Origin of the sequence: Ciceribacter sp. T2.26MG-112.2, assembly GCF_900492205.1 — a bacterium.
Taxonomy (GTDB): Bacteria; Pseudomonadota; Alphaproteobacteria; order Rhizobiales; family Rhizobiaceae; genus Allorhizobium; species Allorhizobium naphthalenivorans_A.
The window spans coordinates 1-22,894 of record NZ_UEYQ01000023.1 but is presented as its reverse complement, the minus strand read 5'-3'; the positions used below and the strand labels follow the sequence as shown (position 1 = coordinate 22,894).

The following is a 22,894-nucleotide window of genomic DNA, read 5'->3' as shown; positions in this document are numbered from 1 at the left end:
TTTCGCGACCGGTTTTTTGTATTCGAAAGGCTGAAAGGCATGAGCAAGAACTGGCGTCCGGCAACCCAACTGGTCCATGGCGGAACTCTTCGCTCGCCCTATGGCGAGACCTCCGAGGCGATCTTCCTGACCCAGGGCTTCGTCTATGAAAGCTCGGAAGCGGCGGAAGCGCGCTTCAAGGGCGAGACGGACGGCTATATCTACGCTCGCTACGGCAGCCCGACCAATGACATGTTCGAAAAGCGCATGTGCCTGCTCGAAGGCGCCGAAGACGCCCGCGCCATGGCCTCGGGCATGGCCGCCGTCGCCGCCGCCGTTCTCTGCCAGGTGAGGGCCGGCGACCACATCGTCGCCGCCCGCGCCCTGTTCGGCTCCTGCCGCTATGTCGTGGAAACGCTGGCGCCGCGCTACGGCGTGGAATGCACGCTGGTCGACGGCCGGGACCTCGCGAACTGGGAAGCGGCGATCCGGCCGAACACCAGGGTGATGTTCCTCGAAAGCCCGACCAATCCGACGCTCGAAGTGGTCGATATCGCCGGCGTCGCCAAACTGGCCGACCAGGTCGGCGCCACGCTGATCGTCGACAATGTCTTCGCCACTCCCCTCTTCCAGAAGCCGCTCGAACTCGGCGCCCATGTCGTCGTCTATTCGGCGACCAAGCATATCGACGGACAGGGTCGCTGCCTCGGCGGCGTCGTGCTCTCGTCGAAGGACTGGATCACCGAGAACCTGCAGGACTATTTCCGCCATACCGGCCCCGCCATGTCGCCGTTCAACGCCTGGACGCTGCTGAAGGGTGTCGAGACGCTGCCGCTGCGCGTCAAGCAGCAGACGGCCAATGCCGCGGCGATCGCCGACTTCCTGGCCGAACAGCCGCAGGTCGCCAAGGTGATCTATCCCGGACGCGCCGACCATCCGCAGGCCGACATCGTCGCCAAGCAGATGACCGGCGGCTCGACGCTGGTCGCCTTCGAGCTGAAGGGCGGCAAGGATGCGGCGTTCAAGCTGCAGAACGCGCTGGAGATCGTCAAGATTTCCAATAATCTCGGCGATGCCAAGAGCCTGATCACCCATCCGGCCACCACGACGCACAAGAACCTGACCGACGAGGCGCGCGCCGAACTCGGCATGTCCGGCGGCACGGTGCGTCTATCCTGCGGCATCGAGGATACGCAGGACCTGCTCGAGGATTTTGCCCGCGCCATGGCGAGCGTCGGCGCCTGAGCCGCGGGAGGCCGGCCGTCCCAAGAAAAGTCCGGGTACGCCGCTTGCGTGCCCGGACCGAGGTCCTTAACCCCAACCATTAGCATTAACAGTGAAATCTGGGCCGCGCCGACCGCATTGGCCGGCTGGTGCGCTTGTATTTTTCCTTCATCGCGCCATGCTGTAGGCTATGCTTAGCGAAGCTTTAAAAAGGTCCCGTGCATGTACCGCGCCGTGACACGCGACATCGAGGTCAGTGTCGAACCCTATTATCTGGAGGAGCAATCCGATCCGGAGGACAGCCGCTATGTCTGGGGCTACCGCATCGTGATCGCCAACCACTCGACAAGGCCGGTGCGGCTGATGCAGCGCTATTGGCACATCACCGACCAGAACGGCCAGGTGGACGAAGTGCATGGCCCCGGCGTCATCGGGGAGCAGCCGCGGCTGAGACCGGGTGACACCTATGAATATTCCTCGGGCTGCCCGCTCGATACGCCGTCGGGCATGATGTTCGGTCACTACCAGATGGAAGCCGACGACGGCGAAGTGTTCGAGGTCGCCATTCCGGCCTTTTCGCTGGATGCGCCGGGCATGGTCCGGGTGCTGAACTGAAAACGGCAGGGTCAAAGACCCTGCCGCTCACATCATCCAGTTCGGCGCTGCTCAGGCGTTCAAGACTTCCGCCGCTTCATAGCGATAGGTGGTCGAGCAGAACTCGCAGGTGACCGTGATCGCGCCGTCCGTCTGGCTGGCATCGATCTCCTCCTGCGAGAAGCTCGACAGCACGCCCTTGATCTTGTCGCGCGAACAGCTGCAGCGATCATAGACGGCATGCGGGTCATAGACCCGAACACCGCGCTCGTGGAACAGCCGGTAGAGCAGGCGTTCCGCGCCGATCTGCGGATCGGTCAGTTCGTCGGCATCGATCGTGTCGACGAGCGCGCGCGCTTCCGCCCAGGCATCGTCCTCCGAATGCGGCCGGTCGCCATTGTCGCCGTCGCCGCCATGCAGGTCGGCGTGACGCATGCGATCGGGCGCCTCCGGCAGGAACTGGGCGATCAGGCCACCGGCTCGCCAGGTGCGGCGCGGACGGCCCTCCTCGTCGCGATCGAAGAACTCGGCGGCACCAAGGCGAACCCGCGTCGGGATCTGCTCCGACTGGCGGAAATAGACGCCGGCAATGTCCTCGAGCGAGGCGCCGTCGAGCGGTACGATGCCCTGATAGGGCTGCATGAAATTGCCCTGGTCGATGGTCAGCGCCAGTACGCCCGCGCCCAGCAACTGCTCGGGCGAGGTTCGACCGGCGGCGACCGCCTCGGCCAGACGCTCCTCGTCGAAGCGGGCATAGGCGCGGACATTTTCCGGCGAGGCGAAGTCGGCGACCAGCAGATCGACCGGACCGTCGCTCTTGGTCTGGACGGTGAACTTGCCCTCGAACTTGAGCGAGGTGCCGATCAGCACGGTGAGCACGATCGCCTCGGCCAAAAGCCGCGCGACCGGCTCGGGATAGTCGTGGCGGGCAAGAATGGCATTCAGCAAGGGACCGATCTGCACGGCGCGACCGCGCACGTCGAGGCCTTCCACCTGGAAGGGCACGACCCGGTCATCACCGGCGAAACCGAATTCGCCAAGCTCGGCAGGCCTGTTCATCATCATTGTACTCCTGGCGCCTTGGCGCTCGAACATTAAGAGGCGCTCAGCCTCTTTCTCAACGGCTCAAATGGGAACCGGGCGGAAAAAGATCAAGCGCGGCGAAACCACTTGTTCCGCCGCGTGATCTGCAACCTTCCGCAGCCGCGATCAGATGGCGCCGAGGCACCAGGCCAGGATCGACTTCTGCGCATGCAGGCGGTTCTCCGCCTCGTCGAACACCACCGACTGCGGGCCGTCGATCACCTCGTCGGTCACCTCCTCGCCGCGGTGGGCCGGTAGGCAATGCATGAACAGCGCGTCCGGACCCGCCTGCTTCATCAGCGCGGCATTGACCTGGAACGGCTGGAAGACATTGTGGCCGCGCGCCTTGTGCTCCTGGTTCATCGAGATCCAGGTATCGGTGACCACCGCGTCGGCGCCGGCAACCGCGCGCTCCGCCTCATGGCACAGCATGATCTCGCCGCCATTGTTGCGCGCCCAGTTCAGGATCTTGTCGTCCGGCTCGGAACCGAGCGGCACGGCCATGTTCATCCGGTAGCCGAAACGGGCCGCACCCTCGACCAGCGAATGCAGGACATTGTTGCCGTCGCCGGTCCAGGCGATGGTCTTGCCCTTGATCGGGCCGCGATGCTCCTCGAAGGTCATCACGTCGGCCATGATCTGGCAGGGATGGGTGCTGTCGGTGAGCGCATTGATCACCGGCACGGTGGCGTGCTCGGCCATTTCCAGCAGCCGCGAATGGTCGGTGGTGCGGATCATGATCGCGTCGACATAGCGCGACAGAACCTTGGCAGTGTCGCCGATGGTCTCGGCGCGGCCGAGCTGCATTTCGGTGCCGGACAGGAACAGCGTCTCGCCGCCGAGCTGGCGCATACCGACGTCGAAGGAGACGCGGGTGCGGGTCGACGGCTTTTCGAAGATCATCGCCAGCATCTTGCCGGAAAGCGGCTTTTCGGCGGTGCCGGCCTTGGTCGACTGCTTGCGCGTCTTGGCGTCCTCCAGGATCAGCCGGAGGTCGGGTGCCGTCATGGCGGAGAGGTCGAGAAAATGCTTCGGAGATGCCATGTCTTTGCTTACCTGCCCTGGTTCGATGACGCCGCTTTGAGCTTGCCCTGCAGATGCTCGGCCGCCTGTTCGATGCGCTTCAATCCTTCCCGCGCCTCTTCGACGGTGACGATGAGCGGCGGCAGAAGGCGGATGACGTTGTCGCCGGCGGGAACGCCCAACACATGCTCCTCGCGCATCGCCATCAGCAGGTCGGTGTTCGGCACCTTGGCCTTGATGCCGAGCATCAGGCCCTCGCCGCGGATCTCCTCGATGATGTCGGGATAGCGGTCCTTGAGCGAGGCCAGCCCCTGGCGGAAGACCAATGCCACGTCGCGGACGTGTTCGAGGAAGCCATCCGCCAAAACGACGTCGAGCACGCCATTGCCGACGGCCATGGCGAGCGGATTGCCGCCATAGGTCGAGCCGTGGGTGCCGGCCTTCATGCCGGAGGCGGCCTCTTCGGTGGCGAGGCAGGCGCCGAGCGGGAAACCGCCGCCGATACCCTTGGCAACCGCCATGATGTCGGGCGTGATGCCGGCCCACTCGTGGGCGAACAGCTTGCCGGTCCGGCCGACGCCGCACTGGACCTCATCCAGCACGAGCAAGAGGCCGTTATCGTCGCAGATCTGGCGGAGCGCCCGGAGGAATTCGTTCGACGCGGTGCGCAGGCCGCCCTCACCCTGCACCGGCTCGATCAGGATCGCGGCCGTCTCGTCGGTGATCGCGGCCTTCACCGCGTCGAGATCGCCGAACGGGACCTGGTCGAAGCCGGGCGCCTTGGGGCCGAAGCCTTCCAGGTATTTCTCCTGGCCGCCGGCGGCGATCGTCGCGATGGTGCGTCCGTGGAAGGCGCCTTCGAAGGTGATGATATGAAAGCGTTCGGGATGGCCCTTGACGAACTGGTAGCGGCGCGCCGTCTTGATGGCGCATTCCAGCGCCTCGGCGCCCGAATTGGTGAAGAAGACGCGATCGGCAAACGTCGCCTCGGTCAACCGGCGACCGAGCGTCTCCTGGCCCGGGACATCATAGAGATTGGACAGGTGCCAGACCTTGCCGGCCTGGGTGGTCAATGCCTCGATCAGATGCGGATGGGCATGGCCGAGCGAATTGACCGCGACCCCGGCGGCGAAATCGAGATAGCGATCGCCATCCTCGCTATAAAGCCACACCCCCTCGCCTCGCTCGAACCGCAAGGGCGCGCGCATATAGGTCTGATAGAGAGGCGAGGCTTCGGCCATGGTGAAAACACTCCTTCGGGAGGGCTTGACGGGACTAGGGACGCTTCTTGACTTCCGGCGAACAGCGCCTTTCAGAAATCAAAAATGCCGCCTTGCGGCGGCGGGGGCACTATCGACATTTCGGCCTTGCCTGTCAACGAAACAGCGCGCAGCGCCTGAATTTTCGGCCCGCTGGGAACCCTGTCGAGCGTTTCGTGCGCAACCCGCGGCGGCGACGCGCCAGGGTAGCAAGTTGGGGAAAACCTCAAAATCGATTCGCGATGATTCGCCCGACTCTTGTCACGGAGTCAGCCCGGCACTAGGTTAATACTCAATAAAGAAACTGCATGCGGCGGAACCAGTCACCGACAGTATCGAGGCGAGTTTGTTTCGGATAGCTCCGAAGCAACGGTGAGCGATTCTGCCATCACATATCGCGAGCGGCGGAGAGATAACGGCATGAATTGGACGGATGAGCGCGTCGAGAGACTGAAGCGGCTTTGGTCGGAAGGCTTGAGCGCGAGCCAGATCGCGGCACAATTGGGCGGCGTCAGCCGCAATGCCGTGATCGGCAAGGTGCACCGGCTGAACCTGCCGGGCCGCGCCAAGGCCGGCGGCAGCACTGCTGCTTCGCGGGCGGCCAAGCGTCCGGCGCCGGCGCCGCGCCCGGCAAACTATCCGTCTCGCGTCACGACCCGCACGGTTGCGCGGGCGGCCGGATCGAACATGCTCAAGGAAGAGATCGAGATCGACGGCGACGAGACGATCGAGATCCGTCCGGTCGGCAATGTGGTCCTGCCGATTTCGCGCAAACTGGTGCTGACCGAACTGACCGAGCGTACCTGCAAATGGCCGATCGGCGACCCGATGAAGGACGATTTCCACTTCTGCGGCTGCGAATCCGCCGATACGTCGCCCTATTGCAGCTACCACGCCAAGCTGGCCTACCAGCCCGTCGGCGAACGCCGCAAGGCCGCAAACGCGGCAGCCCGCTAAGGCGGATCTGGCCACAAACGCACCGGGCGGCTCGCCGCCCGGACCCAGCCTTGCCTGCAGACAGAACAAGACCCTTCGGCCGGTCACCGGGCCGGTGAACGAAAAAACGGGCCACGCGGGCCCGTTTTCTGTTTGTCCGTCGGAGTCGATTGCTCCCGTCAGGCTTCCATCGAATAGCCGGCGCCGCGCACGGTACGGATGACGTCCTGCAGATTGGAAAAGTTCAACGCCTTGCGCAGGCGACCGACATGCACGTCGACGGTGCGTTCGTCGACATAGATGTCATGGCCCCAGACGCCGTCCAGCAATTGCGAGCGGGAAAAAACACGACCAGGCGAGGCCATCAGGAATTCCAGCAACCGGAATTCCGTCGGGCCAAGGCGCACTTCGCGGCTCTTGCGATGAACGCGATGGGTTTCGCGGTCGAGCTCTATATCGCCGCACCGCAGCACGCTCGACAGGACTTCTGGCCGGGCACGGCGCAGCATGGCCTTGACGCGGGCCATCAGCTCGGGCGTCGAAAACGGTTTGACGACATAGTCGTCGGCGCCGGTCGCAAGCCCGCGGACCCGCTCGCTCTCCTCGCCGCGCGCGGTGAGCATGATGATCGGCAGGCGCTCGGTTTCGGGCCGCATGCGCAGCCGGCGGCAAAGCTCGATGCCGGAGACGCCCGGCAGCATCCAGTCGAGGATCAACAGGTCGGGCACGCGTTCCTGCAGGCGAAGCTCTGCCTCGTCACCCCGCAGGATCGTTTCGACCTCGTAGCCCTCCGCTTCGAGATTGTAGCGGAGCAGCACGCTGAGGGCTTCCTCGTCCTCGACGACAGCGATTTTAGGCAGCATGTGGGGCGACAACCTCTCGAATGCGGCGGGATTATTCGGAAACGGCGCCGAAGGAGGAGGTCATGTCATCCTTCGGCCGCTCGCCCTCGGGCTGGGCGCCCGTGGTCATGTAGTAGATGGTCTCGGCGATGTTGGTCGCGTGATCGCCGATGCGCTCGATGTTCTTGGCGCAGAACAGCAGATGCGTGCAGCTGGTGATGTTGCGCGGATCTTCCATCATGTAGGTCAACAGCTCGCGGAACAGCGAGGTGTACATGGCGTCGATTTCCTCGTCGCGATCGCGGATCGACTTCGCCTTTTCGGCAGACCGGGTGTTGTAGACGTCGAGCACTTCCTTGAGCTGGATCAGCGCCAGTTCGCTGAGGTGCTCGAGGCCACGGGCCAGCTTGCGCGGCACGCCGGTTGCCTGCACGGCCATGACGCGCTTGGCATTGCTCTTGCCGAGGTCGCCGACGCGCTCCAGGTCGTTGGCGATGCGCAGGGCGCCGATGATCTCGCGAAGGTCGGAGGCGACCGGCTGGCGGCGGGCGATCGTGACGATCGCCTTTTCGCCGATCTCGCTCTCGGCGGCATCCATGATGACGTCGTCGGAGATGACCTTCTGCGCCAGGGCGGCATCGGAGTTGACCAGAGCGCGAACGCTGTCGCCGACCATCTGCTCCGCCAGGCCGCCCATCTCGGTGATGCGGCGCATCAGGTATTTCAGTTCTTCGTCATAGGCGGTGTAGATATGCGATGGCGACATGTTCGTTGTCCTCGAAATTGAAATCCGCTCTCAGGCAGGCGCCGGATCAGCCGAAACGGCCCATGATGTAGTCCTGGGTGCGCTGATCGTCCGGATTGGTGAACATCTTGTCCGTGTCGTTCTCCTCGACCAGCAGACCGAGATGGAACATCGCGGTGCGCTGCGACACGCGGGCGGCCTGCTGCATCGAGTGGGTGACGATGACGATGGTGAAGTTGGTCCGCAATTCGTGGATCAGTTCCTCGACCTTGGCGGTGGCGATCGGGTCGAGCGCCGAACAGGGCTCGTCCATCAGGATGACTTCCGGGCTGACGGCAATGGCGCGGGCGATGCACAGGCGCTGCTGCTGGCCGCCGGACAGACCGGTGCCCGATTCCTGCAGGCGGTCCTTCGCCTCGTTCCACAGGCCGGCCTTCTGGAGGCTGCTCTCCACGATCTGATCGAGGTCGGCCTTGCTGCGGGCCAGACCGTGGATGCGCGGTCCGTAGGCGATGTTCTCGTAGATCGACTTGGGGAACGGATTGGGCTTCTGGAAAACCATGCCGACGCGGGCACGCAGTTCGACCACATCGATGGACGGATCGTAGATATCCAGGCCATCGAGCGTGATCTTGCCGGTAACCCGGCAGCCGTCGATCGTGTCGTTCATCCGATTGAGGCAGCGCAGGAACGTCGACTTGCCGCAACCGGAAGGACCGATCAGGGCCGTCACGGTGTTCTTGCGAACATTCAGATTGACGTCGAACAGGGCGCGCTTCTCGCCGTAATACACCGACACGTCCTGGCCGATCATCTTGTGGTCAACTTCGGTCATTTTCTGTTCCAGTGCCTTCTCAACAGCTGCGTCGGTCAATACATTCATCTCTCTTGGCTCCCGCTACCAGCGTCGTTCGAAGCGGCGACGTAGAACAACCGCAATGATATTCATGGCCAGAAGGAACACCAGCAGGACAATAATCGCACCCGACGCGCGTTCGATAAAGGCCGGGTCGCCCCTCTGGGTCCAGTTGTAGACCTGCACCGGCAGCGCCGACGCGGGATCGAAGAAGCCTTCCGGCGGTCCGGCCGGAAACTCGCGGACGAAGGCCACCATGCCGATCAAAAGCAACGGGGCCGTCTCGCCAAGCGCTCGGGCCAGGCCGATGATCGTTCCGGTCATGATGCCGGGCATGGCCAGCGGCAGGACGTGGTGAAAGGTGGCTTGCATCTTGGAGGCGCCGACGCCAAGGGCAGCGTCGCGGATCGACGGCGGGACCGCCTTGAGCGACGCGCGCGTGGCGATGATGATGGTCGGCAGCGTCATCAGCGTCAAGACCAGACCGCCGACGATCGGCGCCGACTGCGGCAACCCGACGAAGTTGATCAGGACCGCAAGGCCGAGAATGCCGAAGACGATCGAGGGCACGGCAGCCAGATTGGCGATGTTCACCTCGATCAGATCGGTAAAGCGGTTCTGCGGCGCGAATTCCTCCAGATAGATCGAGGCAGCGACGCCGAGCGGCAAAGAGAGCACGAGCACGATCAGCATCATGTAGGCGGAGCCGATGATGGCGACGCCGAGGCCTGCCGCTTCCGGACGCGTGTCGGAGGCATCCGGGGCGGTGAAGAAGCCCCAGTTGAACTTGGTCGTCAGGATGCCTGCTTCCCGCAGCTTGTCCGCCAGCATCAGCTGTTCGGGAGAGACGTTGCGGTCGAGCTGAGCACTCGCCATGCTCACGCGCCCCTTGTAGTAACCGTCGATACGTCCACCGGCGAGCAGGTCGAAGCGGACGGTCTGCCCGATGACCGAGGGGTCGGCGAGAACATATCTGCGCAGGTCCGCCGGCGCTTCCTTGGAGACCATTTCCGCGGCCGACTTGGCGTTCAACCCGTCGACGGCAACGCCCTTCGCAGCCATGGCGTCGACGAGAGCCTTTTCGATCAGCGGTGCGTAACCGAAAGTCGAAATCTTGGCGATGGCATCCGGATCGCGCGTGCCGTCCTTGTCCAGTCTTGCCGGATCCAGAAAGATATCCAGGCTGATGTAGGTCTGGCGAAAGGCTGACAAGCCACCTGTGAAGATCGACGTCATCAGGACGACCAGGGCAAGAACACCGATCGCTACCGCCACCACACCGAGCCGGCGAAAACGCCGCTCGGAGGCGTTACGGCGCTCGATTCTTGCCCGGTTTATCAGCGCCGGCTTTCCAATCGTCTCTACCGTAAAATCGGTCATTCGTACTGCTCCCGGTATTTGCGGACAATGTAAAGGGCCAGCACGTTCAGCCCAAGCGTCAGGACGAAGAGGGTAAGGCCAAGGGCAAACGCGACCAGCGTCTCGGGGCTGGCGAACTCGGTGTCGCCCGTGAGCTGGCTGACGATCTTGACGGTCACCGTCGTCATGGCCTCGAAAGGATTGAGCGAGAGTTTGGCGGAGGCGCCCGCGCCGAGCACCACGATCATCGTCTCGCCGATGGCACGGCTTGCCGCGAGCAGGATGGCGCCGACGATGCCGGGCAGAGCGGCGGGCAGAACGACCTGCTTGATCGTCTCTGACTTCGTCGCGCCGAGCGCGTAGGCACCGTCGCGAAGCGCCTGCGGGACTGCATTGATGATGTCGTCGGACAGCGAACTGACGAAGGGAATGATCATGATGCCCATCACGATACCCGCCGTCAGCACCGATGACGAAGAGGTTCCCACGCCCAAGGGCTGAGCGACCCAGTCTCGCAGGAACGGCCCAAGAGTGACGAGCGCAAACAGGCCGTACACGATCGTCGGGATGCCTGCGAGAACCTCGATCGCCGGCTTGACCACGCTGCGCGCCGTCGGACCGGCGTATTCGGCGAGATAGATGGCGATCATCAGGCCGAGCGGTACGGCAACGATGAGCGCCACCATCGAGATGTAGAAGGTGCCCCAGAGCAGGGGAAGAATGCCCAGTTCGGAGCCGCCGCGGAACTGGGGGTTCCAGACGGTCGAGAAGAAGAATTCGCTCGCCGGATAGATCTTGAAGAAGGAATAGGTCTCGAACACCAGCGAGGCGACGATGCCGATCGTCGTCAGGATCGCAACTGTCGATGCCGCGATCAACAACGACTTGACGAAGCTCTCGCTGATGGCGCGCGCGCGCAGATCCGGGGCAATGCGGCGGTAGGACCAGAGAGCCAGGCCAGCCGAAAGCGCAAGCACGAGGACGGCCATGGCGGCATTGCCGGTAGCGGAACCGAGACGATAGACCTTGGCTGCCTCGAACACTTCGTTTGGCACTTCGCTGCCCAGCGCGACGCCGACATCGGCCAGAAGACTACGGACATTGGTCTGGTCCGCACGCATGGCGGAAAGCTGGCCCTCGTCGAGCTGGCCGCGCGCCAGCACGGCATCAAGGCCATCGGCGATGCGACGCACATCGGCCATCACGAGGCTGCGCGCCCCACCGTCTGGAATTGCGCTGTCCGGGATCATGCCGCTAACGCGGCTCTCAATGATCGCAGGCTGCACGAACAACCAGGCGACAAGCACGACGAGGGAAGGAATGGCCGCGAACAAGGCGACGGTCTGGCCATAGTAGCCAGGAAGGGAATGGAGCTTCTTGCCGGTCGACGCAGAAAGCGACAGCGCACGACGCTGGCCGATGACGTAGCCGAGGGCGGCAAACACCGCAACGACCAGGATAATGATGCCAACGCTCATATCGCCCGCAACCTCCGGAAAAAGAAAAAACCGGCGGCGCGATCATCGCGCCGCCGGGCGGTCGTATGGATTAGTTCAGCGGGCCCATCGGGGTGCGAGCCTTGACGGCCGCCTGGGTCTTGGCAAGTTCCGGATCCGATACGAGGCCGTAAGCGGCCAGCGGGCCATTCGGGCCAGCCATTTCGTCGGAAACGAAGAACTCGACATATTCCTGCAGGCCCGGGATTACGTCGAGGTGGGCGTTCTTGACGTAGAAGTAGAGCGGACGCGAAACCGGATATTCGCCGGAAGCGATCGACTCAACCGACGGAACGACGCCGCCCATGGTGCCGACGCGCAGCTTGTCGGTGTTGTTCTGGTAGAACGACAGACCGAAGACGCCGATGCCATTCTTGTTGGCGTCAACGCGGGCGAGAGTCTCGGTGTAGTCGCCGTCGATGTCGACAGAGACGCCATCGGTGCGAAGCGCCATGCAAGCCTTGTCGACCTTTTCAGCGCCGGCAGCCTTATGGGCTTCAGCCGTGCCGTTTTCTTCGCAACCAGCGATGAGAACCTTCTCGTCGAAGACTTCGCGCGTGCCGTGCTTGGTGCCCGGGATGAAAGCGAGGATCGGCTGAGCCGGCAGGTCGGCGCGGATTTCATTCCAGGCCTTGTACGGGTTGTCGATCAGCTTGCCATCCTTGACGACCTTGGCAGCCAGAGCGGAATGCCAGTCGGCCGGGGTGAAGGCGTATTCCGGGCCATTGATGTCGGAAGCGAAGACGATGCCGTCATAGCCGATCCGGACTTCCTGGATTTCCTTGACGCCGTTGGCTGCGCAGGCGTCGATGTCCGACTGCTTGATGCGCGAGGAAGAGTTGGCGATGTCGATGGTGTTCTCGCCCACGCCTTCGCACAGCTTCTTGCGGCCGGCGCCCGAACCGCCGGATTCAACGACCGGGGTGCCGAAGTCGGTGTTTTCGCCGAAAGCTTCTGCAACGATCGAAGCATAGGGCAAAACGGTGGAGGAGCCAGCGATCTGGATCTGGTCACGAGCGACAGCGGCGCCTGCAAAGGCGACCGAGGCAACAAGGGCTGCTGCCGAAAGTTTCAAAACGTTCATCTAGAATTCTCCCGTTATTGGGCTGGTGGGTCGATGCGACCATGTTCAGCGGCGACCGCCGAAGATCAGCACGCCGTTCTTAGCGGCCGTTCCCCCAAGTTTTTATGTCAGTTCCATGAAACATTTATGACAATCTATCTTATTGATTTTACATCGTCATATTACGATCTCAACACAAGCGGCCGGGTTTTATGTCAAAAACGCACGGCAAACTCCGTTCCCTGGCCGATTTCCGACTTCACGACGAGCCGGGCGCGGTGGCGCGTCAGGATGTGCTTGACGATGGCCAGTCCCAGACCGGTGCCTTTCTTCGAGCGACTGTCGGTCACGCTGACCCGGTAGAAGCGCTCCGTCAAGCGCGGAACATGCTCCGCCGGGATGCCCGGACCATGGTCGACGACGCTGACCTCGACGGGGGAACCCGCCGGATTTCGCACATAGACGTCGACCACCTTGCCCTCCTGGCCATACTTGCAGGCATTCTCGATCAGGTTTTCGAACACCTGGACGAGTTCGTCGCGGTCGCCGAGCACCTCGACCTTTCCCTCCGGGACGTGCAGGCGGATCTCGACGTCCAGGTCCGAGGCGAGCGGTGCCAGGCTGTCGCGTACATGCCCGATGACCGGCACGAGATCGACCTTCTGGTCGGGCGCGATATGGGCCTTCAATTCCAGCCGCGACAGGGACAACAGGTCGTCGACCAGGCGGCTCATGCGATTGGCCTGTTCCAGCATGATGGCGAGAAAGCGTTCCTGCGCCTTGGGGTCGCCGCGAGCGGGACCCTGCATGGTCTCGATGAAACCGCGCAGGGAGGCGAGCGGCGTGCGCAGTTCATGGCTGGCATTGGCGACGAAGTCGCTGCGCATACGGTCGATGCGGCGCAGTTCGGAGATATCCTTGAACGACAGAAGGAACAGGTCTTCGCTTGCGCCCTCGATGCGAAGCGGCGAGGACCGCACGATATAGACACGCTCGGAGGGCAGCCGTTCGGAATGCTCGATCTGGTTCGGTTCGTCGGTGGCGATCGTCTCGCGCACCATGTCGAGAACGCTCGGTGAGCGGAAACGCGCCGAAATATGGAGGCCGGGCTCGAGCGCGCCGAACGCCTTCTCCGCCGCGCGGTTCTGCTCCCGCAGCATCCCATCGCGGCCGAGGACGAAAACCGGCAGGTCGATCGCGCCGATGACGGCGGAGATGACCGGTCCGGAGGCATCTCCCTTGGCCGCCGTCACGGCAGGACCGGCGCTCGCAACCGACGGCGCTTTGGGCGCCTCCTCGCGCTCGCGCAGCACGATCGCCAGGAGCGAAAGGGCGAATAGGATGGCGGCGAAGACCGGTTCCGCGCCCGCGAGGTAGGCCGCGACGGAGACGAGCGCCGCCACGACCAGATAAGCCCAGCCGGAGGCGATGCGGCCCATCACAAGTCTCCAGCCAAAGGAATTTCCGGTCAAGAAGCGTCCCGCCCTGATGGTTCGTATCTCATCGTCAAACTGTCCTCATAGCGCCGATTCATGACAGATGTTTGCGGGCCGCGCCATTGCCGGCTCCCGTTTTCCCCCGCCGAGGCCCTGTCAGCGAATATCAGCAAGGGCTTGAATCGGTGCACCAAATATGGCCTGACTAGTCACCGCCCGGCGCCGGCCGCGGCAATCGGGAGAGACATCATGGACAATGAACCGCAAAGCCGCGCCGTCGAACTGAAGATCGACGGCGAGACGCGCATCTTCGACATCGACGATCCCGCCCTGCCGAAATGGATCGACGACAAATCGCTTGCCTCGGACAATTTCCCTTACGACAAGAAGATGGACGAGGACGAATACGAGGATCAACTCGAGGACGCGCAGATCGAGCTGGTGAAACTTCAGTTCTGGCTGCAGCGCACGGGCCAGCGTTTCATGGCGCTGTTCGAAGGGCGCGACGCCGCCGGCAAGGGCGGCACGATCAAGAACATCCTCATGTACATGAACCCGCGCTCCGCCCGGGAGGTCGCCCTGTCGAAGCCGACGGAGACGGAACGCGGACAATGGTATTTCCAGCGCTATGTCAGCCATTTCCCGACGGCGGGTGAATTCGTGCTGTTCGACCGCTCCTGGTACAATCGCGCCGTCGTCGAACCCGTCAACGGCTTCTGCACCACCGAGCAGTATGAGAAGTTCCTTGAGGAGACGCCGCGCTTCGAGAGCCTGATCGAGCAGGACGGCATTCACTTCTGCAAGTTCTGGCTGAATATCGGCCAGGAGATGCAGATCGAACGCTTTCACGACCGACGGCATGATCCCTTGAAGATCTGGAAGCTTTCCCCCATCGACATCGTCGCGCTCGGCAAATGGGACGAGTACACCGAAAAGCGCGACCGCATGCTGAAGGAAACCCATACGAAACACGCGCCGTGGACGATCGTCAGGGCCAATGACAAGCGCCGGGCGAGGCTCAATGTCATCCGGCACATCCTGCATTCCATGGACTATGACGGAAAGGACGAGGGCAAGGTCGGCAAGCTGGATGAGAAGATCATCGGCTCCGGACCGGACTTCCTCGACGGCAAGCGGAAGTGAGCGGCAAGCCGCTCACTCGCCCGGCAGGATGCGCACCGAATAGAGCTGGACGCCGCGGCCGGCGCCGGACAGATCGCCGTTCAGCAGCAGCCGGCCCGGCGTGCCGGGCGCCATGGCGCGCTCGAAGGAGACACGGAACAGGACGTCCGACCTTTCCGGATTGACGGTGAAGCGATGGCGCGCGCAATCGCCGAGACGGCCGAACTCGCAGGTGACCGAGATCTGCACCGGCTTGTCGTCGGCCGATTGCAGCGTCAGCGCGATGGTCGAGGTCCGGCCGGCCATTTCCCGCAACACCTCGGCGGGAACGGTTATCTCCGCGCTGCCGTCGGCATCGGCGCTGCGCGACACGATCTGGATGGCCGTGCCGTCGCTCGCCGCCACGACATCGACCAGCGCATTGCCGCGCGGGCGGATGGCGGAAATCTGCTTGGGCTCGAAAACCTCGATCCAGTTTTCGGAGAACCCGCTTTGGGCGTCCAGCGTGCGCGGCGCGGCAGTGCTCTCCGGGGCCGGCTGCGTCGCCGTGTCGGTCCCGGTGAAATCCTCGTCCTCGGCACGCGGCGGCGGATTGGGAACGCTGGTATCACGCTCGGCCACCGACAACATTATACCAGACGTATAGATCCACCACGCGCCCATGCCGAGGGTGGAAACGACGATAGACAGGATGAAGAGGCGCGAGAAGAGACCGCGCCGTGGCTTGCGTGGACGCATGGGTGCCTCGGCGCGCACCTCGAGCACATGATCGACCTGTTCGCCTGAGGGCTGCCGGGCCGGCTGGCCGGCATCCGGCTCTGTCCGGTGACCGCGCGTCGCCGTCAGCCCCTCGTCGACCTCGGCCGGACGCGGGGAGGCATGGGACGTATCCCCAACCGGCGGCACGGCCTGGGGTGGCTGGGCAAGGGGCGGGGCAACTGGCGCGACCGCCGACGAGGCGGGCGTCGCGGCACCGGCCGGACGCGTCGGCGCCTCGGCCGGACCGACGGCATGGTCGAGCCGGCCGCGCTCTTCCTGCTCGATCGCGTGGATCAGCATTTCGAGCCGGTGACGCTGCTGGGCGATCGTTTCGGGATCATTGATGTTCTGCTTGCGCAACCCGCTTTCCAGCGCCTGGCGCGCCGACTGGTAGATCCGGGCGCGGGTCTCCGCATTGGTGCGATCCGAGCGCTCGAGAGCGTTTCTGATTGCCGTTTCCAAACCGTTCAAGGGCGATCCTGCTCCTGCCGGCGGTGTTTGTTCCGCCCGTGGTCCATGCCTTAACGATTCGGTAACGGCTGGAGCCGCGATCCGCAAGCCCCGCGACCATGCTTACACCGGTTAGGCAGAAGAAAGTGGTGGCCCGAAGGCATCGCCATCGCGGGTTTCCTCACCGTTTCTGGGGCTATCCGGCGGAAGGACTGGCGGAACGCTGTATGGGGCTGCGCCGACGGTCTTTTCCTCACGCGCGGCTTCTGCTAGCTTATTGACGTTTCCGTAAACGTAACATCTAGCGAGGCTTCCCATGGCTCTTCCACCGATCCTTTCCGATCATCTCCGACTGCCCGTGGTGGCCTCGCCGCTGTTCATCATTTCCCATCCCGCGCTGACGCTCGCCCAGTGCAAGGCCGGCATTGTCGGCTCCTTCCCGGCGCTCAACGCCCGTCCGGAGGCGCAGCTCGATGAATGGCTGGCCGAGATTACCGAGGAACTGGCGAGCCACAATGCCAAGAACCCGGAGCGCCCGGCCGCCCCCTTCGCCGTCAACCAGATCGTCCACCCCTCCAACAAGCGGCTGGAACATGATCTGACGATGTGCGTGAAATACAAGGTGCCGATCGTCATCTCCTCGCTCGGCGCGGTGCCCGAGGTGAACGCCGCCGTGCATTCCTATGGCGGCATCGTGCTGCATGACGTCATCAACAACCGCCACGCCAATTCGGCGATCCGCAAGGGCGCCGACGGCCTGATCGCGGTGGCGACCGGCGCCGGCGGACATGCCGGCACGCTGTCGCCCTTCGCGCTCATCCAGGAAATCCGCGAATGGTTCGACGGGCCGCTGCTTCTGGCCGGCGCGATTGCGACCGGCGGCGGCATTCTCGCGGCCCAGGCAATGGGTGCCGACATGGCCTATATCGGCTCGCCCTTCATCGCCACGACCGAGGCGCGGGCGTCGGACGCCTACAAGCAGGCAATCGTCGAAGCCCATGCCAACGACATCGTCTATTCCAACTATTTCACCGGCATCCACGGCAATTATCTGAAGTCGTCAATCGTCGCCGCCGGCATGGACCCGGACAACCTGCCGGTCGCCGATCCGTCGAAGATGGACTTCGACAAGGCGACAACCGGCGCCAAGGCCTGGAAGGACATCTGGGGCTGCGGCCAGGGGATCGGCGCGGTCAAGGCGGTGGAGCCCGTCGCAACGGTCGTCGATCGGCTGGAGAGCGAATACAAGGCGGCGCGCGCGCGCCTGGCGCTCTGACGCCACCCATCGGCAGCGCCAAGGCGGCTGACGCGGGAAAACCGCAAGAGCCGAAAATCCCGGCTTGAATTTCCGGCGCGATGCCTGTATCAGCGCCTCCAGATCAACGAACCGCACGCGCTGCGGTTCGCGTTGGCCGCTTTAGCTCAGGTGGTAGAGCACATCATTCGTAATGATGGGGTCGCAGGTTCGAGTCCTGCAAGCGGCACCATTTTCCCATTGTCCATTCCTGACACATAGGTAACATCGTGTACCTAAGACATGGGTGACAACCTCGTGCCTGGCCGGTCATTGCACCTGCACCTGCCGCGCCACCATCCCGGCATGTTCGGCTGACCGCACGACGGCCCTGAGACTGCCGCCGATGGCGATCAGCACCGGGTCGTCATGGCCGATGAGCGCGATTCCCTCACCGATATTGTCCAGCGTGCCGCGCCATTGGCGTTCCGTCGGGCGGCTGACATTGCTGACGATGACGACGGGCGTGGAGGGCGATGCGCCTTGGCCCATCAACCGTTCAGCGATCAGGGGTGCGGTGCGGCCGCCCATATAGAAGACATTGGTGGTGTGCGGATCGGCGAGCGACGACCAGTTCATGTCTTTCGGCAGGCCTCCGTCGCGCGAATGACCGGTAACGAAACGGACGGACTGCGCATGATCGCGATGGGTGAGCGAAAGGCCGAGCCGCGCGGCCATGGCGCTGGCGGCGGTGATGCCCGGTACGACATCGACGGGAATGCCCTCCTCCTCCAGCCTTGCGATCTCCTCCCCTGCCCGGCCAAAGATCATCGGATCGCCGGATTTCAGCCGCACCACGCGTTTGCCGGCCTTGGCGAGCCTGACCATCATGTCGTTGATGTCCTCCTGCCTGCAGCTTGTCCGGCCGCCGCGTTTGCCCACCAGCAAGCGCTTTGCCTCACGGCGGGCAAGTTCGAGCACCTCTTCGGAGACGAGATCATCGAACAGGATGACATCGGCGGCCTGAAGCGCGCGCACGGCCTTGAGGGTCAAGAGTTCGGCATCGCCGGGGCCGGCACCCACCAGCGTCACTCGGCCGGTGGCCGGCGCGCGCCCGAGCCTTTCGGCATCGGCGAGAAGGGTCCGGGCGGCATCCTCCCCGGGCGGCTGGTTTCCGGCAAAGGCGCGGTCGACGAAGCGTTCCCAGAAAGCGCGGCGCGGCTGGCCGGGGGCGAGCCTGTCGCTGACGCGCTCGCGCAGCGACTGGGCAAGCTCCGCCCATTGCTTCAGTGCCGGCGGCAGCAGGGTCTCGATGCGGCGGCGGATCGCCTGGGCGAGGATCGGGGCGGCACCATCCGTGGAGATCGAGACGATGACGGGCGAGCGGTTGACGATCGAGCCGAACTGGAACTGGCAATAGGCCGGCTTGTCGATAACGTTGACCGGCACGCCGGCGGCAACGGCGGCGGTGAAGAAGGCGCGCGCCTCTTCGTCGGTTTCGCAATCGGCGAGGGCGAGCGCGGCGCCGGAGAAGATGTCAGAGTGCCAGGGGTGGGGATGATGGAGGATCCGGCCACGGCGCGCATGATTACCCCCCTCTGCCCTGCCGGTGTTCGGCGCTGCAATCGATTCACTGGATCGATTGCTCCGCTGCGCGGAACACGCTTCACCCCCCTCATGGGGGGAGATCGGCTGAACGGCATCCGCCGTCACCCAGTTCTGACCCTCGCCCGGGGCCGGAGATGTTTTCACGACACATGGCTCGGTATCTCCGACGGAGGACGGGGAGCGACCACGGCGCGTCTTGCCGATCTCCCCCCTTGAGGGGGAGATGTCCGGCAGGACAGAGGGGGGCGGCGATTGGATACCTTCGGGGAAGCAAGCGACCGTCTCCCCAATCAACCCTCGCATGACCTCCGACACCTCGTCCTCGGCGCAATAGACATGCACCTCGGCCCCGCTGGCGGCGAGCAGTTCCGCCTTCCAGGCGGCGGCGTCCGAGCCGCCGGCGACGACGACGCGTTTTCCTTCCAGCGACCAGAAGACCGGCAGCTTGGCGAGCGGAGCCATGCGGGATTGGGCTCGGCGGGCGGGCACGGGCGCCGCATCCCCGTCATTCAGCGGCAGCGACCTGGCATCCATCGATGATCCCCCTGATTTCGGCGCGGCAGGAGCCGCAATTGGTTCCGGCATAAAGCGTCTCGCCGATCGCCTCGACGGTGCCGCAGCCGCCACGGACGGCCGAGACGATCTGGTTGACGCCGACGGAAAAGCACGAGCAGACGGTGGCGCCCGGATCGCCCCGCCCGGCGCCGGGGCGGCCGGCGATGACGGCAAAACGGGTGCGGCTATCGACATGCGGTTCGGAGAGCTGCGCGACAGCCCAGTTGCGCGACACCGAGACCGGATCGGGCGCCAGGAACAGGGCGAGCAGCAGGGCATCGCCATCAAAGAAGGCGATGCGGGCCTCGCCGCCGGCGCGGTCGCTGTAGCCGAGGCTTTGAGCGGCATCGGGCAAGGCGAAACGGGCGCGGCACCAGGCCTCGACGTCCGCGAGCGGCGCATCGAAGGCGAGTTCGACGCGCCAGCCGTCCTCGGCCCGGGCGAGCGCCCAGTAGGTCGCGTCGAGGCCGGTGGGCTTCGCCGCACTCACGGCAAAACCATAGGCGCCGGCGGCAAAGCGACGGGCCGTAACCGCGCCGTGCTTGGAGGCAGGCTGGCCGGAGACCGGATCGGTGATTGACGGCAGCAGCGTATCGACGCGAGCGCGGGCGGAGAACTCGTCCGTCCAGTGCATCGGCACGAAGACGCCGCCCCTCGCCTGCCGGGCAGTCAGCAGGGCGCGCACGATGGTATGGCCGTGAGGGCTTTCGAGCCGCACCAGATCGGCATCGGCTATGCCGAGATTGGCGGCGTCATCGGGATGAATCTCGACGAAGGGCTCGGCCAGATGGGAAGACAGGCGGGCGCTTTTGCCGGTGCGGGTCAAGGTATGCCAGTGATCGCGCACCCGGCCGGTGTTGAGCACCAGGGGAAAGTCGGAGGAAATACGGACCGGTGCTTCGGCCTCGACCGCAACGAAGCGAGCCTTTCGATCGGCATGATAGAAGCGACCATCGGCGAAGAAACGGGTCTCCTGCCATCCGGTTCCAACCGGCTGCGGCCACTGGAAGGGTTTTAGGTCGGCAAAGCCGGCCTCGTCGATGTCGCCATGGGCGCCGATGTCGAAATCGCGGGCGCCATCGTTTTCGAAGGCCGATAGCGCCGCGTGCTCGGCGAAGATCTCTGCCGGCGAAGCAAAGGCGAAGGCTTCGGCAAAGCCCATGCGGCGGCCGACCTCGGCGAGCTGCCACCAGTCCGGCCGGGCATTGCCGGGTGCGGGCAGGAAGGCCCGCTGGCGCGAGATGCGGCGCTCGGAATTGGTCACCGTGCCGTCCTTCTCGCCCCAGCCGGTGGCGGGAAGCAGGACGTGCGCGAGCTTCGTGGTGTCGGTGTCGCGGACGATGTCGGAGACGACGACGAAGGGGCAGGCCGCGATCGCAGCCTTGACCGCATCGGCGTCCGGCATGGAGACGACCGGATTGGTCGACATGATCCACAGCGCCTTGATGCGTCCGTCGGCCACGGCCTCGAACATCTCGACGGCTTTCAGGCCGGGCCTCTCGGCCATCGTCGGCGCGTTCCAGAAGCGCCGGACGCGGTCGCGATGTTCCGGGTTTTCGATCGCCATGTGGGCGGCGAGCATGTTGGCCAGCCCTCCGACCTCGCGGCCGCCCATGGCATTGGGCTGGCCGGTGAGCGAGAACGGCCCCATGCCGGGCCGGCCGATGCGGCCCGTCGCCAGATGGCAATTGATGATGGCATTGACCTTGTCAGTGCCGATGGAGGACTGGTTGACCCCCTGGCTGTAGCAGGTGACCGTCTTTTCCGTGCGCTCGAACAGGGCGAAGAATTCGCGGATCTGCATGGCCGGCAGGCCGGTCGCCTCGATCATCTCGGCCATGGAGAGCGACGAGGCGGCGGCAAAGGCCTCGGCAAAGCCGTTCGTATGGGCGCCGATATAGTTCTGGTCGAGGGCGGGGCTTCGGGCGAGATGGGCAAGCAGGCCGTTGAACAGGGCGACATCGCCGTCGGGTCGAACGGCCAGGTGGAGGTCGGCAATGTCGCAGGTCATGGTGCGGCGCGGGTCGATGACGACGATCTTCATGGTCGGGCGCCGGGCCCTGGCGGCGGCGATGCGCTGATAGAGGACCGGATGGCACCAGGCGAGATTGGAGCCGGTGAGAACGATCAGGTCGGCCAGCTCCAGATCTTCATAGGTTCCCGGCACCGTGTCGGCGCCGAAGGCGCGGCGATGGCCGGCGACCGAGGATGCCATGCACAGGCGCGAATTGGTGTCGATATTGGCCGAGCCGATGAAGCCCTTCATCAGTTTGTTGGCGACGTAGTAGTCCTCGGTCAGCAGCTGGCCGGAGACGTAGAAGGCGACTCCGTCGGGGCCGTGTTCGGCGATCGCCTGCGAGAACTTCTCCGCCACCAGATCGAGCGCCGTGTCCCAGCCAGCCGGCGTACCGTCAATCTCGGGGGTCATCAGGCGGCCATCGAGATCGAGCGTTTCGGCGAGCGCCGAGCCCTTGGAGCACAGGCGGCCGAAATTGGCCGGGTGATCCGGATCACCCTTGACGCTCACCTTGCCGGTGTCATCGACGCTAGCGATCACGCCGCAACCGACGCCGCAATAGGGACAGGTGGTGCGGGTTTCAGCGGGCATGGATGCCACTCCCTGGAGAGGTTGTGGTACCCCCCTCTGCCCCAAGACCCTTCGTTCGCTTGGCCGTTCGATTTCCGAGCTCGTCAGCCTGTCTCGCGGTTGGCGTTTCTGGCTGATGGGAAACGGCACAAACGCACCGGGTGGCCGACGCAGCGCAACAACAGACGAAGCTGGTGGCGAAGCCTCGCCGCAGTCCGATCTCCCCCCTTGAGGGGGAGATGCCCGGCAGGGCAGAGGGGGGTAACGCGGCCGCAGACATCATCGTTACTCCGCCGCCATCATCAGGTTTTCCAGTGCGATCGAAAGGTGGCCGTCCTCGTTGCGTACCGGGATGGTCCTCACTTTGCCCTCGTCGGCGCCGAGCGCGCGGCCGGTTTCAAGCGAGATCACCCAGTTGTGCAGCGGGCAGGTCACTGCCTTGCCGTGGACGATGCCCTGGCTCAGCGGTCCGCCCTTGTGCGGGCAGTGGTCCTCGATGGCGAAGACCTCGTTTTCGGCCGTGCGAAACACGGCGATCTTGCCCTCCGGGGTCTTGACGCAGCGGGCGCCGCGAAGGGGGATTTCGTCGATATGGCCGATGGTGATCCAGGTCATGGGTTTCGTTTCCTTTTTTTCGAAAGCCTTGCGGGATGGGCACCCTCCCCTTGAGGGGGAGGGTCGGAC

General features: G+C 64.3%; 19 protein-coding genes and 1 tRNA gene. 6 read left to right on the top strand and 14 right to left on the bottom strand.

Annotated features, from left to right (window positions below):
* Positions 1 to 39: 39 nt before the first annotated feature.
* Positions 40 to 1,224: an O-succinylhomoserine sulfhydrylase gene (locus DYZ14_RS20255; RefSeq protein WP_154722373.1), complete on the top strand. Its 1,185-nt coding sequence runs from the start codon at positions 40 to 42 to the stop codon at positions 1,222 to 1,224.
* 201 nt (positions 1,225 to 1,425) lie between these two features.
* On the top strand, positions 1,426 to 1,818 hold the full coding sequence (gene apaG, locus DYZ14_RS20250; protein WP_115668559.1) for a Co2+/Mg2+ efflux protein ApaG: 393 nt from the start codon (positions 1,426 to 1,428) through the stop codon (positions 1,816 to 1,818).
* 51 nt (positions 1,819 to 1,869) lie between these two features.
* Here the strand turns inward: apaG and DYZ14_RS20245 are convergent, their stop codons facing one another.
* From DYZ14_RS20245 to DYZ14_RS20235, 3 genes are all read right to left on the bottom strand, one after another.
* A complete protein-coding gene (locus DYZ14_RS20245) occupies positions 1,870 to 2,859 on the bottom strand; it encodes an Hsp33 family molecular chaperone (protein ID WP_154722372.1) in 990 nt (329 codons plus the stop codon).
* A 147-nt stretch (positions 2,860 to 3,006) separates the two neighbouring features.
* Positions 3,007 to 3,924, bottom strand: coding sequence for an ornithine carbamoyltransferase (argF, locus tag DYZ14_RS20240; protein ID WP_154722371.1), 918 nt, complete (start codon positions 3,922 to 3,924; stop codon positions 3,007 to 3,009).
* Between the two features lie 8 nt (positions 3,925 to 3,932).
* Positions 3,933 to 5,144 carry an aspartate aminotransferase family protein gene (locus DYZ14_RS20235; protein ID WP_154722370.1) on the bottom strand — a complete coding sequence of 404 codons (1,212 nt, stop codon included), beginning with the start codon at positions 5,142 to 5,144 and terminating at the stop codon, positions 3,933 to 3,935.
* A gap of 438 nt (positions 5,145 to 5,582) precedes the next feature.
* On the opposite strand from DYZ14_RS20235, the gene DYZ14_RS20230 reads away from it, so the two are divergent.
* Positions 5,583 to 6,119, top strand: a complete 537-nt coding sequence (locus DYZ14_RS20230) for a GcrA family cell cycle regulator (RefSeq protein WP_154722369.1) — start codon at positions 5,583 to 5,585, stop codon at positions 6,117 to 6,119.
* 158 nt (positions 6,120 to 6,277) lie between these two features.
* Here DYZ14_RS20230 and phoB read toward each other — a convergent pair whose 3' ends face one another.
* From phoB to phoR, 7 genes are all read right to left on the bottom strand, one after another.
* A complete protein-coding gene (gene phoB / locus DYZ14_RS20225) occupies positions 6,278 to 6,961 on the bottom strand; it encodes a phosphate regulon transcriptional regulator PhoB (protein WP_115668563.1) in 684 nt (227 codons plus the stop codon).
* A 31-nt stretch (positions 6,962 to 6,992) separates the two neighbouring features.
* Entirely contained in the window at positions 6,993 to 7,706 is a 714-nt protein-coding gene (gene phoU / locus DYZ14_RS20220) for a phosphate signaling complex protein PhoU (RefSeq protein ID WP_154722368.1), read from the bottom strand.
* 46 nt (positions 7,707 to 7,752) lie between these two features.
* Entirely contained in the window at positions 7,753 to 8,568 is an 816-nt protein-coding gene (pstB, locus tag DYZ14_RS20215) for a phosphate ABC transporter ATP-binding protein PstB (RefSeq protein ID WP_115668565.1), read from the bottom strand.
* A gap of 15 nt (positions 8,569 to 8,583) precedes the next feature.
* Positions 8,584 to 9,921, bottom strand: a complete 1,338-nt coding sequence (gene pstA, locus DYZ14_RS20210; protein WP_154722367.1) for a phosphate ABC transporter permease PstA — start codon at positions 9,919 to 9,921, stop codon at positions 8,584 to 8,586.
* A complete protein-coding gene (pstC, locus tag DYZ14_RS20205) occupies positions 9,918 to 11,378 on the bottom strand; it encodes a phosphate ABC transporter permease subunit PstC (RefSeq protein WP_154722366.1) in 1,461 nt (486 codons plus the stop codon). Before pstC ends, pstA begins: the two co-directional genes overlap by 4 nt.
* A gap of 70 nt (positions 11,379 to 11,448) precedes the next feature.
* Positions 11,449 to 12,480: a substrate-binding domain-containing protein gene (locus DYZ14_RS20200; protein ID WP_154722365.1), complete on the bottom strand. Its 1,032-nt coding sequence runs from the start codon at positions 12,478 to 12,480 to the stop codon at positions 11,449 to 11,451.
* 194 nt (positions 12,481 to 12,674) lie between these two features.
* Positions 12,675 to 13,898, bottom strand: coding sequence for a phosphate regulon sensor histidine kinase PhoR (gene phoR, locus DYZ14_RS20195; protein ID WP_154722364.1), 1,224 nt, complete (start codon positions 13,896 to 13,898; stop codon positions 12,675 to 12,677).
* Between the two features lie 246 nt (positions 13,899 to 14,144).
* Between phoR and ppk2 the strand changes: the two genes are divergently transcribed.
* Positions 14,145 to 15,038 (top strand): polyphosphate kinase 2, encoded by an 894-nt coding sequence (gene ppk2 / locus DYZ14_RS20190; RefSeq protein WP_154722363.1) that lies wholly within the window; start codon positions 14,145 to 14,147, stop codon positions 15,036 to 15,038.
* A gap of 12 nt (positions 15,039 to 15,050) precedes the next feature.
* Here ppk2 and DYZ14_RS20185 read toward each other — a convergent pair whose 3' ends face one another.
* Positions 15,051 to 16,247, bottom strand: a complete 1,197-nt coding sequence (locus tag DYZ14_RS20185; protein ID WP_154722362.1) for a hypothetical protein — start codon at positions 16,245 to 16,247, stop codon at positions 15,051 to 15,053.
* Between the two features lie 295 nt (positions 16,248 to 16,542).
* Between DYZ14_RS20185 and DYZ14_RS20180 the strand changes: the two genes are divergently transcribed.
* Both DYZ14_RS20180 and DYZ14_RS20175 read left to right on the top strand, forming a co-directional pair.
* Complete coding sequence (locus tag DYZ14_RS20180; protein WP_154722361.1) at positions 16,543 to 17,502, top strand: NAD(P)H-dependent flavin oxidoreductase; 960 nt, start codon at positions 16,543 to 16,545, stop codon at positions 17,500 to 17,502.
* A gap of 135 nt (positions 17,503 to 17,637) precedes the next feature.
* Positions 17,638 to 17,713 (top strand) — tRNA-Thr (locus tag DYZ14_RS20175).
* 77 nt (positions 17,714 to 17,790) lie between these two features.
* Here DYZ14_RS20175 and cysG read toward each other — a convergent pair.
* The 3 genes from cysG to nirD form a co-directional block, all read right to left on the bottom strand.
* Complete coding sequence (gene cysG / locus DYZ14_RS20170; RefSeq protein WP_445292575.1) at positions 17,791 to 19,602, bottom strand: siroheme synthase CysG; 1,812 nt, start codon at positions 19,600 to 19,602, stop codon at positions 17,791 to 17,793.
* Complete coding sequence (locus DYZ14_RS20165) at positions 19,574 to 22,231, bottom strand: nitrate reductase (protein ID WP_154722360.1); 2,658 nt, start codon at positions 22,229 to 22,231, stop codon at positions 19,574 to 19,576. The genes cysG and DYZ14_RS20165 overlap by 29 nt, the downstream gene beginning before the upstream one ends.
* 264 nt (positions 22,232 to 22,495) lie before the next feature.
* Complete coding sequence (gene nirD / locus DYZ14_RS20155; protein ID WP_154722358.1) at positions 22,496 to 22,825, bottom strand: nitrite reductase small subunit NirD; 330 nt, start codon at positions 22,823 to 22,825, stop codon at positions 22,496 to 22,498.
* Positions 22,826 to 22,894: the final 69 nt, after the last annotated feature.

Excerpts from the sequence above, each read along its gene's own strand:
- DYZ14_RS20255 (WP_154722373.1), top strand. The coding sequence starts at position 40 with ATGAGCAAGAACTGGCGTCCGGCAACCCAACTGGTCCATGGCGGAACT.
- apaG (WP_115668559.1), top strand. The coding sequence starts at position 1,426 with ATGTACCGCGCCGTGACACGCGACATCGAGGTCAGTGTCGAACCCTAT.
- DYZ14_RS20245 (WP_154722372.1), bottom strand. The coding sequence starts at position 2,859 with ATGATGAACAGGCCTGCCGAGCTTGGCGAATTCGGTTTCGCCGGTGAT.
- argF (WP_154722371.1), bottom strand. The coding sequence starts at position 3,924 with ATGGCATCTCCGAAGCATTTTCTCGACCTCTCCGCCATGACGGCACCC.
- DYZ14_RS20235 (WP_154722370.1), bottom strand. The coding sequence starts at position 5,144 with ATGGCCGAAGCCTCGCCTCTCTATCAGACCTATATGCGCGCGCCCTTG.
- DYZ14_RS20230 (WP_154722369.1), top strand. The coding sequence starts at position 5,583 with ATGAATTGGACGGATGAGCGCGTCGAGAGACTGAAGCGGCTTTGGTCG.
- phoB (WP_115668563.1), bottom strand. The coding sequence starts at position 6,961 with ATGCTGCCTAAAATCGCTGTCGTCGAGGACGAGGAAGCCCTCAGCGTG.
- phoU (WP_154722368.1), bottom strand. The coding sequence starts at position 7,706 with ATGTCGCCATCGCATATCTACACCGCCTATGACGAAGAACTGAAATAC.
- pstB (WP_115668565.1), bottom strand. The coding sequence starts at position 8,568 with ATGAATGTATTGACCGACGCAGCTGTTGAGAAGGCACTGGAACAGAAA.
- pstA (WP_154722367.1), bottom strand. The coding sequence starts at position 9,921 with ATGACCGATTTTACGGTAGAGACGATTGGAAAGCCGGCGCTGATAAAC.
- pstC (WP_154722366.1), bottom strand. The coding sequence starts at position 11,378 with ATGAGCGTTGGCATCATTATCCTGGTCGTTGCGGTGTTTGCCGCCCTC.
- DYZ14_RS20200 (WP_154722365.1), bottom strand. The coding sequence starts at position 12,480 with ATGAACGTTTTGAAACTTTCGGCAGCAGCCCTTGTTGCCTCGGTCGCC.
- phoR (WP_154722364.1), bottom strand. The coding sequence starts at position 13,898 with ATGGGCCGCATCGCCTCCGGCTGGGCTTATCTGGTCGTGGCGGCGCTC.
- ppk2 (WP_154722363.1), top strand. The coding sequence starts at position 14,145 with ATGGACAATGAACCGCAAAGCCGCGCCGTCGAACTGAAGATCGACGGC.
- DYZ14_RS20180 (WP_154722361.1), top strand. The coding sequence starts at position 16,543 with ATGGCTCTTCCACCGATCCTTTCCGATCATCTCCGACTGCCCGTGGTG.
- cysG (WP_445292575.1), bottom strand. The coding sequence starts at position 19,602 with ATGGATGCCAGGTCGCTGCCGCTGAATGACGGGGATGCGGCGCCCGTG.
- DYZ14_RS20165 (WP_154722360.1), bottom strand. The coding sequence starts at position 22,231 with ATGCCCGCTGAAACCCGCACCACCTGTCCCTATTGCGGCGTCGGTTGC.
- nirD (WP_154722358.1), bottom strand. The coding sequence starts at position 22,825 with ATGACCTGGATCACCATCGGCCATATCGACGAAATCCCCCTTCGCGGC.